The sequence below is a fragment of the Polymorphospora sp. NPDC050346 genome (assembly GCF_040655695.1).
Lineage (GTDB): Bacteria > Actinomycetota > Actinomycetes > Mycobacteriales > Micromonosporaceae > Polymorphospora > Polymorphospora lycopeni.
In genome coordinates this window covers 46,089-59,954 of sequence record NZ_JBFAKM010000017.1, presented here as the reverse complement: position 1 = coordinate 59,954, position 13,866 = coordinate 46,089, and the positions used below count along the sequence as shown (strand labels likewise).

Annotated in this window: 13 protein-coding genes; 2 read left to right on the top strand and 11 right to left on the bottom strand. The window is 73.7% G+C overall.

Annotated features, from left to right (window positions below):
- Positions 1 to 3: 3 nt before the first annotated feature.
- Positions 4 to 1,038: a DNA primase gene (locus tag AB0I42_RS19085; RefSeq protein ID WP_357538853.1), complete on the bottom strand. Its 1,035-nt coding sequence runs from the start codon at positions 1,036 to 1,038 to the stop codon at positions 4 to 6.
- A gap of 143 nt (positions 1,039 to 1,181) precedes the next feature.
- Here AB0I42_RS19085 and AB0I42_RS19080 point away from each other — a divergent pair, with 143 nt between their 5' ends.
- The gene (locus AB0I42_RS19080) at positions 1,182 to 1,523 is read left to right on the top strand and encodes a helix-turn-helix transcriptional regulator (protein ID WP_357538852.1); all 342 of its coding nucleotides are present in this window, start codon (positions 1,182 to 1,184) and stop codon (positions 1,521 to 1,523) included.
- A gap of 46 nt (positions 1,524 to 1,569) precedes the next feature.
- On the opposite strand, the gene AB0I42_RS19075 is transcribed toward AB0I42_RS19080, so the two are convergent.
- From AB0I42_RS19075 to deoC, 10 genes are all read right to left on the bottom strand, one after another.
- Positions 1,570 to 2,229, bottom strand: coding sequence for a permease prefix domain 1-containing protein (locus tag AB0I42_RS19075; RefSeq protein WP_357538851.1), 660 nt, complete (start codon positions 2,227 to 2,229; stop codon positions 1,570 to 1,572).
- A 92-nt stretch (positions 2,230 to 2,321) separates the two neighbouring features.
- Positions 2,322 to 4,301 carry a thiol reductant ABC exporter subunit CydC gene (cydC, locus tag AB0I42_RS19070; protein ID WP_357538850.1) on the bottom strand — a complete coding sequence of 660 codons (1,980 nt, stop codon included), beginning with the start codon at positions 4,299 to 4,301 and terminating at the stop codon, positions 2,322 to 2,324.
- On the bottom strand, positions 4,298 to 6,067 hold the full coding sequence (gene cydD, locus AB0I42_RS19065) for a thiol reductant ABC exporter subunit CydD (protein WP_357538849.1): 1,770 nt from the start codon (positions 6,065 to 6,067) through the stop codon (positions 4,298 to 4,300). The genes cydC and cydD overlap by 4 nt, the downstream gene beginning before the upstream one ends.
- Positions 6,064 to 7,068, bottom strand: a complete 1,005-nt coding sequence (locus AB0I42_RS19060; RefSeq protein WP_357538848.1) for a cytochrome d ubiquinol oxidase subunit II — start codon at positions 7,066 to 7,068, stop codon at positions 6,064 to 6,066. Before AB0I42_RS19060 ends, cydD begins: the two co-directional genes overlap by 4 nt.
- Positions 7,069 to 7,078: 10 nt before the next feature.
- The gene (locus tag AB0I42_RS19055) at positions 7,079 to 8,335 is read right to left on the bottom strand and encodes a cytochrome ubiquinol oxidase subunit I (protein WP_357538847.1); all 1,257 of its coding nucleotides are present in this window, start codon (positions 8,333 to 8,335) and stop codon (positions 7,079 to 7,081) included.
- A gap of 112 nt (positions 8,336 to 8,447) precedes the next feature.
- Positions 8,448 to 9,368, bottom strand: a complete 921-nt coding sequence (locus AB0I42_RS19050) for a M56 family metallopeptidase (RefSeq protein WP_357538846.1) — start codon at positions 9,366 to 9,368, stop codon at positions 8,448 to 8,450.
- Positions 9,369 to 9,372: 4 nt separating this feature from the next.
- The gene (locus AB0I42_RS19045) at positions 9,373 to 9,780 is read right to left on the bottom strand and encodes a BlaI/MecI/CopY family transcriptional regulator (protein ID WP_357538845.1); all 408 of its coding nucleotides are present in this window, start codon (positions 9,778 to 9,780) and stop codon (positions 9,373 to 9,375) included.
- Positions 9,781 to 9,818: 38 nt separating this feature from the next.
- Positions 9,819 to 10,649 (bottom strand): aldehyde dehydrogenase family protein, encoded by an 831-nt coding sequence (locus AB0I42_RS19040; protein ID WP_357538844.1) that lies wholly within the window; start codon positions 10,647 to 10,649, stop codon positions 9,819 to 9,821.
- A complete protein-coding gene (locus tag AB0I42_RS19035; protein WP_357538843.1) occupies positions 10,642 to 12,078 on the bottom strand; it encodes an aldehyde dehydrogenase family protein in 1,437 nt (478 codons plus the stop codon). The genes AB0I42_RS19040 and AB0I42_RS19035 overlap by 8 nt, the downstream gene beginning before the upstream one ends.
- Positions 12,079 to 12,080: 2 nt before the next feature.
- Positions 12,081 to 13,031, bottom strand: a complete 951-nt coding sequence (deoC, locus tag AB0I42_RS19030) for a deoxyribose-phosphate aldolase (RefSeq protein ID WP_357538842.1) — start codon at positions 13,029 to 13,031, stop codon at positions 12,081 to 12,083.
- Positions 13,032 to 13,175: 144 nt separating this feature from the next.
- Between deoC and upp the strand changes: the two genes are divergently transcribed.
- The gene (gene upp, locus AB0I42_RS19025) at positions 13,176 to 13,808 is read left to right on the top strand and encodes a uracil phosphoribosyltransferase (RefSeq protein ID WP_357538841.1); all 633 of its coding nucleotides are present in this window, start codon (positions 13,176 to 13,178) and stop codon (positions 13,806 to 13,808) included.
- Positions 13,809 to 13,866: the final 58 nt, after the last annotated feature.

Here is a 13,866-nt window from a genome sequence, read left to right as displayed (position 1 = left end):
GGGTCAGTCGCGCCAGTCCACAGCAGCAGAGATCTTCCCGATAATCGTGCGCCAACCGAGACTTGCCGTTTGTGCCCCGATTTTCTTCAGGCGGCGGCGTCCCATGAAACCACCGAGGCCACCCTTCACGGTCGACCGTAGCGCCTCGTCGAGATCGTCGAGGCTGGATCCGGGCGAGAGCATGTCGAGAACCGCCGGCAGGCGCAGGGCGTAGGCCAGGTCACGCGACACCTCACCGGCTTCGATGAGCAGCGTCGAGTCCCAGACGTCGTGGCCGCCGCGGAGGTTCTCCACCACCAGGTCGAGTTCGTACGAGTCCTCGTCGAGCGGTGCGACGTCGGCGGGCTGGAGTCGCTCGACAAGCTGGGGCCAACCGTCCAACTGGGTCAGATCGTTGGGCGCCCCGGACCGGACGAAGCTGACCAGCGCCTCCGGCGTCTTGAAGAGCAGCAGCTTGCCGCGGTGGCTCAGGAAGGCCGGGACCTCCTCGTCGTCCGGCTCCTCGTCCTCGGCTTCCTCGGCCTCTTCGGCGTCGGTGGCCTTGTCCGTGTCGACCTCGGCGTCCTTGCCCTCCGACTCGTCCGACTCGTCGTCGTCCGACTTCTTGGCGTCCGCCTTCTTCTTGTCCTTGCCGCGGCGGGACTTGCGGTCCTGCTCTTCCTCTTCGTCGGTCTCCGCCGACAGCGCGGCGAACTCCTCGTCGAGGATCACCACGGTCTCGTCGTCCTCGTCGTCGACGGCGGGACGGGTCCGGCTGGCGAAAAGGTCCTCGTCCTCCCGCTCGCCAATGTCGGTCGGCGTGACCTCGGAAGACATCCGGTAGGCGCGGAGGGTGAAACCCGCACCCGACGGCAGCGCGATCTCGATCGGGTCGATCCGTACGTCCGACCACAGCGACCGGTCGGCGGGCGGAGCGGCGGCCCCGTCGTCGTCCTTGTCGAGGTCGACGTCGTCGGTGTCCGTGTCCGTGTCGAGGGCGGCCTCGGCCTCGACCTCGGGCTCGTCGGCGTCGGGTCGGTGAGTCGACTTGCGGGCCACGCTGACCTCCGGGTCCAATCAGGTTGCGACGCCGACCCGGTCTGTCGGGTCGGTGACTCTGGGCACACCCTAGTGTGCGGCCGTCGACGGCGAACGGCGCACCCCGTTGGAGATCGGTCCAACCATTAGTAGCCTTGCTACCTATGAAGGCGCAGGCGCTGCACGGCCACCTCGACGCACTGCTGCTCGCGGTGCTCGCAGGAGGCGCCCTGCACGGCTACGCCATCATCGAGGCCCTCCGGGCGCGCAGCGGCGGGGTGCTCGACCTGCCGACCGGAACCGTCTATCCGGCGCTGCGCCGGCTGGAGCGCGCCGGACTGGTCGAGAGCGAGTGGAGCACGGTCAGCGGGCGGCAGCGGCGCACCTACCGCCTCACCCGGGCCGGACACGGTGCCCTGCGCACCGAGCGGACCGGATGGCAGGAGTTCAGCGCCACCGTCGGCCGCTTCCTCGGCGTCGACGAGCCGCCGCCGGCCGCCACCTGACCGCCGGTCCGTACCACCGCCGCGGAGCGCCGGGCACCGGCGCCGTTCAGCGGGTACCGGCCAGGCAGCCGCGTACCGCCCCCGCCAGCCAAACGAACGCCACGCCGGTCGCGACCATCCCGACCAGCATCGGCGGCCAGCGCACCGCGGCGTCCCACATCACGAGCGACCAGGCGTAGAGGGTCACGCCGGCACCGGCGGCCAGCCCGACGCACGCCGCCATCGACCGGCCGAGCAGGCGGGGCAGCCGAACCGGCGCACCGTGCCGGGCGGCGTACCTCAGCCCGAGCCAGGCCCCGGCGGCGAGCAGGCCGGTGACGATCCAGAAGAGGTCGAGCGAGGCGGACAGCGCCAGGTATCCGGCCGGCGGGCGTACGCCGGTCCACGGTGCGCCCTGCCACATCAGGTCGGCCGACGAGAGCAGCACGATGGCCACGACCAGGATCCGGAGCGCCAGGGTCCGGGTCCCCGCCGCGGCCAGCTCGGCCTGGTAGGCGGGGACGAGTTCGCCGGGGGTGCCGAACTCGGCCACCGCCCGGCGCCGCGCGGCCACCGGCGCCAGCCCGGCCCGCTCGTACGCCGCCGCGGCGTCCTCCAGGCTGTCGCGGGCCTCGGCGAGCAGGTCGGCCCTCAGCCGGCGGGGTCCGTGCAGCCGTTGGCCGAGCGTACGCAGGTAGTCGTCGATCTCGGCGGCGGGGACGGGCATGGTCGCCAGCCTGCCACGACGCATCCGCGGGCGCGTCAGGAACTTGTCCGGATATCCGGATCAGGGTGGCCGGCATCACGCCCGGCCATCCCCTAGGCCGGGCCGAGCGCCAGATAGCCGCGCTCGGCGGCCTCCTGGAGCTGCCACTGGTCGCGGTACCAGCCGGGCCGGTGGGCCAGCTCGGCGGCGGTGCCGCGCTGCGTGATCCGCCCGGCGTCGAGGATCAGCACCTCGTCGACGCCGGTGAGCCCGCGCAGCCGGTGGGTGACCAGCACCAGGCTGCGTCGCGGGTCGAGGCCGGCGAGCACACCGTCGAGGACAGCGTCCGCGGCCGTCGGGTCGAGGCCCTCGGTCGGCTCGTCGAGCACGAGTACGGCGGGCGCGGCGAGCAGCGCCCGGGCCAGGGCCAGCCGTTGCCGCTGGCCGCCGGAGAGCTGGGCGCCGTCCTCGCCGACCACGGTGTCCCAGCCGTCGGGCTGCTGGCGTATCCAGTCGAGCAGGCCGGCGGCGGCCGCCGCGGCGGCCAGCTCGTCGGCGTCGGCGTCGGCCCGGCCGAGCAGGAGGTTCTCGCGCACGGTGGCGTGGAACACGTACGCCTCGGCGAGCAGGCCGCCGACGAGCCGGGGGAGTCGTTCCGGATCGTGGCCGAACAGGTCGGTGCCGTCGACGGTGGCCGTGCCGGCGGTCGGCCGGACCGTGCCGGTCAGCACGCCGAGCAGGGTGCTCTTGCCCGCGCCGCTCGGCCCGACGACCGCTATCCGGCGGCCGGCGGGCAGGTCGAGGTGTACGTCGTCGAGCGCCGGGGCGGCGCCGGCCCGGTAGCGCACCGTCACGCCGTCGAGCCGGCAGTCGTGACCGGAGCCGCCCGGCGCCCGGTCAGGCGTGGACCCGGCGCCGGCCGGCCCGGCGGGCATCGGCGGGCTCGGGTCGGCGGGCATCGGCGGGCTCGGGTCGGCGGGCACCGGCGGGCCTGGGGCGGCGGGTGCGGGCGCGGCCGGCCGGTCGGGTCCGAGCAGGTCGGCGACCCGGCCGAGCGCGGTGCGCAGCAGCGTCCACTGCCGGGCGGCGCCGACCAGCGCCAGCGTCGCCTCGACCGCGGCGAGGGTGCCGACGGCCAGCACCCCGACGAGGACCCCGCCGACGTCGGCGCCCAGCGCGGCGACCACCACCGCGGCCACCGTCGCGCCGACGACCAGGGTGCCGGCGCCGTCGACCGCCCAGCCGGTGACCGCGAGCCGGCGTTCGAGCCGGGCGAGTTCGGCGGCCCGCGTCCCGGCCCGGTCGAGTGCTCCCCGGGTCGCTCCGAAGGCGGCCAGGTCGGCCGCGCCCTGGGTCAGGTCGACCGCGTCGACGGCGAGCGCGCCGCGCAGCGGGGCCACCCGGTCGGCCGTACGGCGGGTCAGTGCGGTCGCCGCGACGGGCAGCGCGACGCCGGCGACCAGCAGCCCGGCGAGCAGGCACAGCGCCGCCACCGGGGAGACGAACGCCGTGCCGGCGACCGCCAGCAGGCCGACCACGGTCGCGGCGGCGGCCGGTACGAGCACCCGCAGCACCAGGTCCTGCACGGCCTCGACGTCGGAGACCAGCCGGCTGAGCGCGTCACCGGAACGTTGACCGGCGACCGGTCCGGGCCGGGCGGCCAGCGTCGCGAACACCCGGGCCCGTACGTCGGTGACCATCCGCAGGACGGCGTCGTGGCCGGCGAGCCGTTCGGTGTAGCGCAGCACGCCCCGCCCGATGGCCAGCGCCCGTACCGAGACGATGGCGACGGTCAGGGTGTCGAGTTCGGGGCGGCCGGCGGCGGTCATCAGCAGCCAGGTCGCGGTCGCCATCAGGGCGAGCCCGGCGATCTCGGTGCCGGCGGCGAGCAGCCCCGCGCCGACCAGCCGGGGCAGGTAGGGGCGGGCGAGCCGCAGCACGGTGCGTTCGGCGCCGAGCCGGCGCGCTCCGGCCGGGGTGCCACCGCCGCCCCGGCCACCGGCGCGGGTGTCCGCCCGGCCGCCGGTTCCGGCCGGGGCCGGCGTGGGCGACGGGACCGTTGCGGTCGTCCGGTCGGCGGTGGTGGGCGTCATGCGGTCGCCACCACGTCGGGCGTCGGACGGTCGGGGGTCAGTTCGCGGACCGTCCCGTCGTCGACGCGCAGCACCCGGTCGGCCTCCCGAAGCAGTGCCGGCCGGTGGGCGACGAGCAACGCGGTCCGGCCGACGACCAGGCGACGGGTGGCGTCGAGGACGACCGCCTCGGCGGCACCGTCGAGGCGCGCGGTCGGCTCGTCGAGCAGGATCAGCGGCTCGGGGCCGGCGAACTCGACCCGCAGGAAGGCGCGGGCCAGGGCGACCCGCTGCCGCTGCCCGCTGGACAGGCCGTGACCGCGTTCGCCGAGCAGGGTGTCGAGCCCGTCGGGCAGGCCGAGTACGACGTCGTCGAGGTTCGCGGCGTGCACCGCCCGCCGTACGGCGTCGGCCGGGGCATCGGGGTGGCCGAGCCGGATGTTGTCGGCCAGCGAGGCGGCGAACAGGTGGGCGCGTTGCGGCACCCAGGCGATCCGCCGCCGCCAGGCGTCGAGGTCGACGTCGGCGGGGCCGGCGCCGTCGACGAGCACCAGCCCGGGTTCGTCGCCGGTGGCCGGCCACCGGTCGGCGCCGGTGACGACCCGCCCGCCCGTCGGGGTGACGAACCCGAGCAGCAGGCCGAGCAGCGTGCTCTTGCCGGCGCCGCTGGGGCCGACGACCGCGATCCGTTCACCGGGCCGGATGGTCAGCGAGACGTCGCGCAGGGCGACCGTACGCCCGTAGTCGACGGTCACCGACTCCAGCCGGATCGCGCCGCCCGGCGCGGGGGTGGCCGCCGCCTCGCGTGGGGTGGCCGTGGCACCGGGGCCGGGCTTCTCCCGGGTGGACAGGGTCAGCGCCTCGTCGAGCGCGGTCAGCCCTTCCATGCTGGCGTGGAAGCGGCTGCCGGCGGCCCGCAGCGGCAGGTATGCCTCGGGGGTGAGCAGCAGCACCAGCAGCGCGGTCTGGAGGGTCAGCCCGCCGCCGAGCAGCCGCAGCCCGATCGGTACGGCGACCAGCGCCACCGACAGCGTGGCGACCAGTTCCAGCACGAGTGCCGACAGGAACGCGATGCGCAGGGTGCTCATCGTGGCCCGGCGGTGGCCGTCGGCCATCCGGCGTACGACGTCGACCTGGGCCCGGGCCCGGCCGAAGGCGCGCAGCGTGGGCAGCCCGGCGACCATGTCGAGGAAGTGCCCGCCGAGCCGGGACAGCCGGCGCCACTGCCGTTCGGTCGCGGCCTGCGCCTGCCAGCCGAGCAGTGCGCCGAAGATCGGGATGAGCGGCAGGGTGACCGCGACGATCAGCGCCGAACTCCAGTCGGCGAAGGTCAGCCGGGCCAGCACCGCGATCGGCACGGTGACGCTGAGCACGAGTTGGGGCAGGTAGCCGGTGAAGTAGGCGTCGAGCGCGTCCAGCCCGCGCCCGGTGAGGGTGGCGATCGTGCCGGCCCGCTGGCCGGCGAGCCAGCCCGGGCCGCGCCGGCCGACCGCGTCGAGCAGGTCGACCCGCAGCGCCGCCTTGACCGCGGCGGCGCTGCGGGCGGCGACCACGCCCTGTGCCCAGACCAGCCCGGCCCGGGCGGCGACGGTGACGACGAAGACGGCGAGCGCGGTGCGGTCGAGCCGGCCGTGGATCGCCTCGGCCAGCACGGTCGCGAGCGCGGTCGCCTGCGTGATGACCAGTGCGGCGGCGCCGACCCCCAGGAGTCCGAGCACGGCCAGGTGGCGCCGGGTCGCGGGGACCCGGCGCAGCAGGCGCGGATCGAAGGGGCGGCGGTTGCTCACCAGTACACCGGTGCCCGGCCGTCGGTGCGTCCGCGGAAGACCCACCAGCTCATCAGTTGAAAGCCTAGTAGGGCCGGCAGGAGCGGCAGCGCCGCCCAGGTCAGCAAGCGCAGGGTGGGGTCGCTGGCGGCGGCCTCGGCGACGGTGATGCCGGCGGCCGGGTCGGCACTGGAGAACAGCGCGTACGGCCAGGTCGCGGCCCCGACGAGCAGCACCGGCAGGGCGACCGCGAGCGAGGTGGCGGTGAACGCGAGCCCGGGACGCCGGGTGATCGCGGTGCCGGCGACGGCCAGTGCGGTGACCAGGACCACGAGCATGAGTACGGCCACACCCGGCTGCTGGACGGCGGCGCGTACCCGGTCGGACAGGGCGCCGACGGCGGCGGCCAGGCCGACGGCGCCGATCGCGGCCGGTGCCAGGCGGCGGCCGAGCCGGGCGAAGTGGTCGGCCGGCTCGGCCGGCAGGCGCAGCGCGAGGAAGGCGGCGCCGTGCACGGTGACCAGGGCCAGCAGGGCGAGCGCCCCGGCGGCGACGAACGGGGTGAAGACGTGCCCGACGCCGATGGCGTGCCGCCCGGACTGGAGCGGGACCCCCTGGAGCAGCCCGGCCAGCACGGCACCCCAACCGAGTGCGGCGGTCACGGAACCGGCGATGACGGCGCGGTCCCAGGCGGTGCGGATCCGAGGGCTGGCCGGCCGGCTGCGCAGTTGTACGGCGACGGTGACGACGACGACACCGGCCAGCGCGAGCGCGAGCGCGGGGTACAGGCCGGAGAGGAGTTCGCCTTCGAGGAACGGGAAGGCGCCGATGAGGATGCCGATGGCCGCGACCAGCCAGACCTCGTTGCCGAGGAAGAAGGGTCCGACGGCGTTGAGGATGGCCCGCCGGCCGTCGACGGAGCGGGTGCGGGCGAGCAGCAGCCCGGTGCCGTAGTCGTAGCCGCCGAGCACCAGGTAGGTGGCGAAGAAGAGGCCGAACAGGGCGTACCAGAGGGTTTCCATCGGGGCCTCCTCAGACGAGCGCCGGGTCGGGGCGGGGAGCCGCGGGCTGGTCGTCGACCGGCCGGCCGAGAGCCAGGTCGGGGTGTGCGCCCCGGGCCGCGTACCGGGCGAAGATGATCCAGTTGGCGACCACGAGCGCGCCGAGCAGCAGGGTGAAGCCGATCAGCGAGGTGAGCATGAGCCCGCCGCTGGCCGGGGTGACCGCGTCGGTGGTGCTGAGCAGCCCGTAGACCGCCCAGGGCTGGCGACCGACCTCACGGGTGATCCAGCCGGAGATCGAGGCGAGGAACGGCAGCGGTACGGCGAACAGCAGCAGGTAGAGCGGGAACCGGAGCCGGATGATGTAGTCCCGCCAGCAGAGCGGCACGAGCACGGCGAGGAGCAGCAGACCGAATCCGATCATGATCATCAGTTCGAGTGGGACACCGGTCCATGCCGGTGGCGAGTACTCGCCAGGCCCGAACCGGGTGGTCCACTCGTCTATCAGCGCGGCGCTGTCGGCCGGGTCGCCGCCGAGCTTGGTGGGCTGGGTGGTGGCGAGCACGACGAACTGCGCGAAGCCGAAGCCGACCGTGGCGATCGTGGCGACCGTCGTGGTGACCAGGCCGATCCGCAGCGACCGCCGGAAGAGGTCGTGGTCGGGCGTACGCCGGATCAGGTGCCAGGCGCTGACCCCGGCCATCAGAGTCCCGCCGGTGACCAGCGCGGCGGCGACGACGTGCCCGAGCGCGCTGCCCAACGCGGGGTTGGTGAGCAGGGCGCCGAAGTCGGTGAGGTGCGCGACGCCGTCCTCGATCCGGTAGCCGACCGGGTTCTGCAGCCACGCGTTCGCGACCATGACCCAGAACGCCGACAGGTACGCGGTCAGCGCGACGCCCCAGAGCAGTGCCAGGTGTACGCCCCGCCGCAGCCGGTGCCAACCGAAGATCCACATGCCGAGGAACGTCGACTCGAGGAAGAACGCGACCAGCGTCTCCATCGCCAGCGGCGCCCCGAAGACGTTGCCGACGTAGCGGGACAGCCCGCTCCAGTTGAGCCCGAACTGGAACTCCAGCACGATGCCGGTGCCGATGCCGAGCACGTAGTTGATCACGTAGAGGGTGCCCCAGAAGCGCAGCAGCCGCTCGTACTCCGGCTTCTTGGTCACGAACCAGGCGGTGTGCAGGTAGACGAGCAGGGTCACGAGGCCGAGCGTCACCAGTACGAAGAGGAAGTGCGCCGAGGTCGTCGTGGCGAACTGCAGGCGCGCGAGGAGCAGCGGGTCCATGGCCACCCTCCGGTCTTCGGGCCCAGGCCGGGCCACCATTGCGGGGCAGGCTACACGTAGTTTGCCTACCTATAGGAGTCGGTATCCCGCGTGCCCGGGCGGCTGGCCGGGCTCAGGAAACGAAGAGGGTGACCGGTATTGACACCAGCAGCGCCGCCACGCCCAGCGCCGACGCCACCCGCAGCCGCGGCGGCCGGCCGGTCGCCCGCAGCCGGCGTACCCGGGCGTCGAGATGGCTGTCGGCGATGCCGAGCGCCCCGGCCGGGGTCACCCGCGACGGCGCGGTCGCGAACCGCAGCAACGCCGCCGCCAGCGACTCGTCGGCGTGCAGCCGCCGCGCCTTGTCGTCGGCGCGCATCTCCACCAGCAGCGCCACCTCGTCGTGCGCCGTACGCACCCAGCGCACCCAGGGCAGCGCCCGGCACAGCGCGGTGAACGGCAACAGCACCAGGTCGTGCCGCTCGTCGGCGTGCGCCCGTTCGTGGCTGAGCACCGCCGCCAGCTGCGACCGGTCGAGCAGGGAGAGGGTGCCGGCACTGACCACCACGCGCGGCCGTACGCCGGGCAGGCAGTAGGCCGCCGCGCTCGGATGGTCGAGTATCAGCGCGCCCGGCACCGCCGGATCGTTCCGCGCCACCAGGGTCAGCAGGTCGCGGTGCCGGCGCTGGACGCGCAACGCACCGAGCAGGCTGCGGGCCAGCGTCCCGAGCAGCGTCGCGGCCACCCCGAACCCGATCCCGACCAGCCCCAGGTGCACCACGGTCATCCCCGCCGGCAGCCGGCCACCGAACAGGTCGGTCGCCAGCATCCACAGGGCCGCGCCGGTGCCCGTCCCGTACGGCCCGAGCCCCAGCGCCATCGGCAGGCCGATCGCCGACAACCCGAACGCCAGGCCGAGCGCCTGCCAGCACACGATCGCCACCCGTGGACTGTGCCACGTCCACGAGCGACCCAACCAACCCGTACGCAGCAGCACCTGGGCGGTCACATAACAGGCCAGGAGCGATGCGGCGAAGTGGACGGCCTGGACCACCGGATCAGCCTCGCCGGTCCGCGGCCTCGTCCGCCATGGCCGGCTCGGCCTCGGCGGCCAGCGCCGCCCGCAGCACGTCGGCCTCGGTTCCGGTCACCGACCGGGCGAACCGCACCAGTGCCGCGTCCCGGCTGCCGGCCAGGTCGAGCGCGTCCAGCATCAACTGGGCGATGTATGCCTCGCGGGTCGCCGCCGGCCGGTAGCTCCAGGCCCTACCCTCGCGCTCGCGCTCGACCATGCCCTTGCCGGCCAGCCGGTCGAGGACCGTCATCACCGTCGTGTAGGCCAGCTCGCGGTCGTGCAGTGCCTCGGCGACCTCACGGACGCTCACCCCGACCCGCCCGTCAGCGGCGGGGCCGCGATCCCACAACACGTCCATCACGGCCCGCTCGAGGTCACCCAGTCGTATCACGGGCTAAGCCTACAGCGTGTAGTAGATGCCCGGTGCGGTCAGATCCCCCGGGGATGCCAGACCGTCTTGGTCTCCAGGAACGCGGTCATCCGGTGCACGCCCGGGTCGGCCGACCAGTCCGGTGCGTCCGCCGGCGGGCGGAGCACCCGCTTCAGGTTCTCGGCCGCCGCCCGCTCCAGGTCGGCGGCCAGCTCCGGCTCGGTCACCCCGGTCAGGTCGACGGCGTTGACGTCCATGTGCGCGGCCAGCCACGGCGCGGTCTCGGCCACCCGGCCGGTCAGGATGTTGACCACCCCACCCGGCAGGTCGGAGGTGGCCAGCACCTCGGCGAGGGTGATCGCCGCCAGCGGCGACTCCTCGGCCGCCAGCACCACCACCGTGTTGCCGGTCACGATCGCCGGCGCGACGACGCCGACCAGGCCGAGCAGCGCGGGCGCCTGCGGTGCGACGACCGCCACCACCCCGGTCGGCTCCGGCGCCGACAGGTTGAAGTACGGCCCGGCGACCGGGTTGGCCCCGCCGTACACCTGCGCGATCTTGTCGGCCCAGCCGGCGTACCAGACCCACCGGTCGATCGCCTCGTCGACCTCGTCGGCCGCCAGCCCCAGGCCGACGAACTGGTCGCGGCGGCCCTCCAGCATCTCGGCGATCCGGTAGAGGATCTGCCCCCGGTTGTAGGCGGTCGCCCCGGACCACCCCTTCACCGCCGCCCGCGCCGCGACGACCGCGTCCCGGGCATCCTTACGCGAGGCCAGCGCCACGTTCGAGTCCTGCACCAGATACGACCGTCCCGACTCGCTGCGCGGGAACTTCCCGCCGACGAACAGCTTGTACGTCTTGCGCACCGCCACCCGCTGCCGCTCAGACATCGAGGTAAGCCTCCAGCCCGTGCCGGCCACCCTCGCGGCCGTAGCCCGACTCCTTGTAGCCGCCGAACGGCGAGGTCGGGTCGAACTTGTTGAACGTGTTGGCCCACACCACACCGGCACGCAGCCGGTCGGCCATCCACAGGATCCGGGAACCCTTCTCGGTCCAGATCCCGGCCGACAGCCCGTACGGCGTGTTGTTGGCCTTCTCGACCGCCTCGGCCGGAGTGCGGAACGTCAGCACCGACAGCACCGGGCCGAAGATCTCCTCGCGGGCGATCCGGTGCGCCTGGGTGACCCCGGTGAAGATCGTCGGGGCGAACCAGAACCCGCGGTCGGGCAGCTCGCACGGCGGCGACCAGCGCTGCGCGCCTTCCTCGGCGCCGATGTCGGACAGCGTACGGATCCGGTCCAGCTGCTCCGCCGAGTTGATCGCGCCGATGTCGGTGTTCTTGTCGAGCGGGTCACCGACCCGCAGCCGGGCCATCCGCCGCTTCAGCGACTCCAGCACCTCGTCGTACGCCGACTCCTGCACCAGCAGCCGCGAACCCGCGCAGCAGACGTGGCCCTGGTTGAAGAAGATGCCGTTGACGATGCCCTCGACCGCCTGGTCGACCGGCGCGTCGTCGAAGACGATGTTGGCGGCCTTGCCACCCAGCTCCAGGGTGACCTTCTTACGGGTGCCGGCCACCGAGCGGGCGATCTGCTTGCCGACCTGCGTCGACCCGGTGAACGCCACCTTGTCCACGCCGGCGTGCTCCACCAGCGCCCGGCCGGTCTCGCCGGCCCCGGTCACGATGTTGACCACGCCCGGCGGCAGGTCCGCCTGCTGGCAGATCTCGGCGAACAGCAGCGCGGACAGCGGCGTCGTCTCGGCCGGCTTGAGCACCACCGTGTTGCCCGCCGCCAGCGCCGGCGCGATCTTCCAGGCCAGCATCAGCAGCGGGAAGTTCCACGGGATCACCTGGCCGGCCACGCCCAGCGGGCGCGGGTCCGGGCCGTACCCGGCGTGGGCGAGCTTGTCGGCCCAGCCCGCGTAGTAGAAGAAGTGTGCCGCCACCAGCGGGATGTCGACGTCACGCGACTCGCGGATCGGCTTGCCGTTGTCGAGCGACTCCAGCACCGCCAGCTCCCGGCCGCGCTCCTGGACGATCCGGGCGATCCGGTAGAGGTACTTGGCCCGGTCCCGGCCGGGCATCGGACCCCACACCTTGTCGTACGCCTTCCGGGCGGCGCGCACCGCGCGGTCGACGTCGGCCGCGCCCGCCTCGGCGACCTCGGCTAGCACCTCCTCCGACGCCGGATTCACCGACTTGAAGCTGCCGCCGTCGGCCGGCTCAACGAACTCGCCGCCGATGAACAGCCCGTACGACGGCTTGAGGTCGACCACGGCGCGCGACTCGGGCGCCGGGGCGTATTCGAAGACACCCATGATCAGTCCAGCGTGAAGTAGTCGGGGCCGGAGTAGGCGCCGGTGGTCAACTTGGTCCGCTGCATCAGCAGGTCGTTGAGCAGCGTCGACGCGCCGAACCGGAACCAGTCCGGGTCGAGCCAGTCTTCCCCGGCGGTCTCGTTGACCAGCACCAGGTATTTGACCGCGTCCTTGGTGGTGCGGATGCCGCCGGCCGGCTTGACCCCGACCTGCCGGCCGGTGCGGGCCCGGAAGTCGCGTACGGCCTCCAGCATCACCAGCGTCACCGGCAGCGTCGCCGCCACCGGGACCTTGCCGGTGGAGGTCTTGATGAAATCGCCGCCGGCCAACATCGCCAGCCACGAGGCACGGCGCACGTTGTCGTACGTCGCCAGCTCGCCGGTCTCCAGGATCACCTTCAGGTGCGCGGCGCCGCACGCCTCCTTCACGGCGGTGATCTCCTCGAAGACCTCCAGGTAACGGCCGGACAGGAAGGCGCCCCGGTTGATCACCATGTCGATCTCGTCGGCGCCGGCCGCCACCGCGGCCCGGGTGTCGGCGAGCTTGACCTCCAGCGGCGCCTGCCCGGACGGGAACGCGGTCGCCACGCTCGCCAGGTGCACCCCGGTCCCGCGCAGCACCTCGGCCGCCACCGGCACCATCGCCGGATAGACACAGACCGCCGCCACCGCCGGACAGGACGGGTCGGCCGGGTCGGGGCGTACCGCCTTCGCCGACAGCGCGCGGACCTTGCCCGGGGTGTCGGCGCCCTCCAGCGTGGTCAGGTCGACCATCCGGATCGCCAGGTCGATCGCCCGCGCCTTGGCCGTCGTCTTGATCGACCGGGTGCCGAGCATCGCGGCCCGCTGCTCCGCGCCCACCTGGTCGACACCGGGCAACCCGTGCAGGAAAGCACGAAGAGCCGCCTCTGACCCTGTCACATGGGACAGCTCGGACACCGTTGTCGCCGTCATAGGCCCGAGTCTACGCACGCGCCGATCCCGCGATCCGGCTCGCCGGACGGCGCCCATCGACCCACCTACGCCCGGGACGGGGCCGACGGGTACGCCCACGCCTCGGTAAGGGCAGGTGCGTACGGGCGGGTAGGTTGAGCGATCGTGGACGTACTCGTAGTTGATCATGTTTTGGCCGGCTCGCGACTCACCGCGATGCGCGACGCCCGCACCGACTCGGCGGCGTTCCGCGCCGCCCTGCACGAACTCACCACCATGCTCGTGTACGAGGCGGCCCGCACCTTCCCCGCCGAGCGCTACCCCGTCGAAACCCCGGTCGGCCCCACCCAGGGCACCCGGCTCGCCAACCCGCCACTGCTCGTACCGGTCCTGCGCGCCGGCCTCGGCATGGCCGACGCCGCCCTCGCCCTGCTCCCCGAATCGTCGATGGGCTTCGTCGGCCTCGCCCGCGACGAACACACCTACGAGCCCCGCGCCTACATGGAGTCGCTTCCCGCCGACCTCACCGGCATCCCGGTCCTCGTCCTCGACCCGATGCTCGCCACCGGCGGATCGCTCGAACACTGCTGCCGGCTGCTCACCGAACGCGGCTGCACCGACATGACCGTGCTCTGCGTACTCGCCGCCCCCGAAGGCATCGACCGGCTGCGCCGCTCCGGCCTGCCGCTGCGCGTCGTCACCGCCTCCATCGACGAAGGGCTCAACGACCGGAAGTTCATCGTCCCCGGCCTCGGCGACGCCGGCGACCGCCAGTTCGGCGGTATGCCCCGGTTCTGAGTTGGTTGGCCTCGCCTGCGGCTCGGCTGGCTCGCTCCGCTTCGCGCCGCCTAAGTGC

Excerpts from the sequence above, each read along its gene's own strand:
- AB0I42_RS19080 (WP_357538852.1), top strand. The coding sequence starts at position 1,182 with ATGAAGGCGCAGGCGCTGCACGGCCACCTCGACGCACTGCTGCTCGCG.
- AB0I42_RS19075 (WP_357538851.1), bottom strand. The coding sequence starts at position 2,229 with ATGCCCGTCCCCGCCGCCGAGATCGACGACTACCTGCGTACGCTCGGC.
- cydC (WP_357538850.1), bottom strand. The coding sequence starts at position 4,301 with ATGACGCCCACCACCGCCGACCGGACGACCGCAACGGTCCCGTCGCCC.
- AB0I42_RS19060 (WP_357538848.1), bottom strand. The coding sequence starts at position 7,068 with ATGGAAACCCTCTGGTACGCCCTGTTCGGCCTCTTCTTCGCCACCTAC.
- AB0I42_RS19055 (WP_357538847.1), bottom strand. The coding sequence starts at position 8,335 with ATGGACCCGCTGCTCCTCGCGCGCCTGCAGTTCGCCACGACGACCTCG.
- AB0I42_RS19040 (WP_357538844.1), bottom strand. The coding sequence starts at position 10,649 with ATGTCTGAGCGGCAGCGGGTGGCGGTGCGCAAGACGTACAAGCTGTTC.
- AB0I42_RS19035 (WP_357538843.1), bottom strand. The coding sequence starts at position 12,078 with ATGGGTGTCTTCGAATACGCCCCGGCGCCCGAGTCGCGCGCCGTGGTC.
- deoC (WP_357538842.1), bottom strand. The coding sequence starts at position 13,031 with ATGACGGCGACAACGGTGTCCGAGCTGTCCCATGTGACAGGGTCAGAG.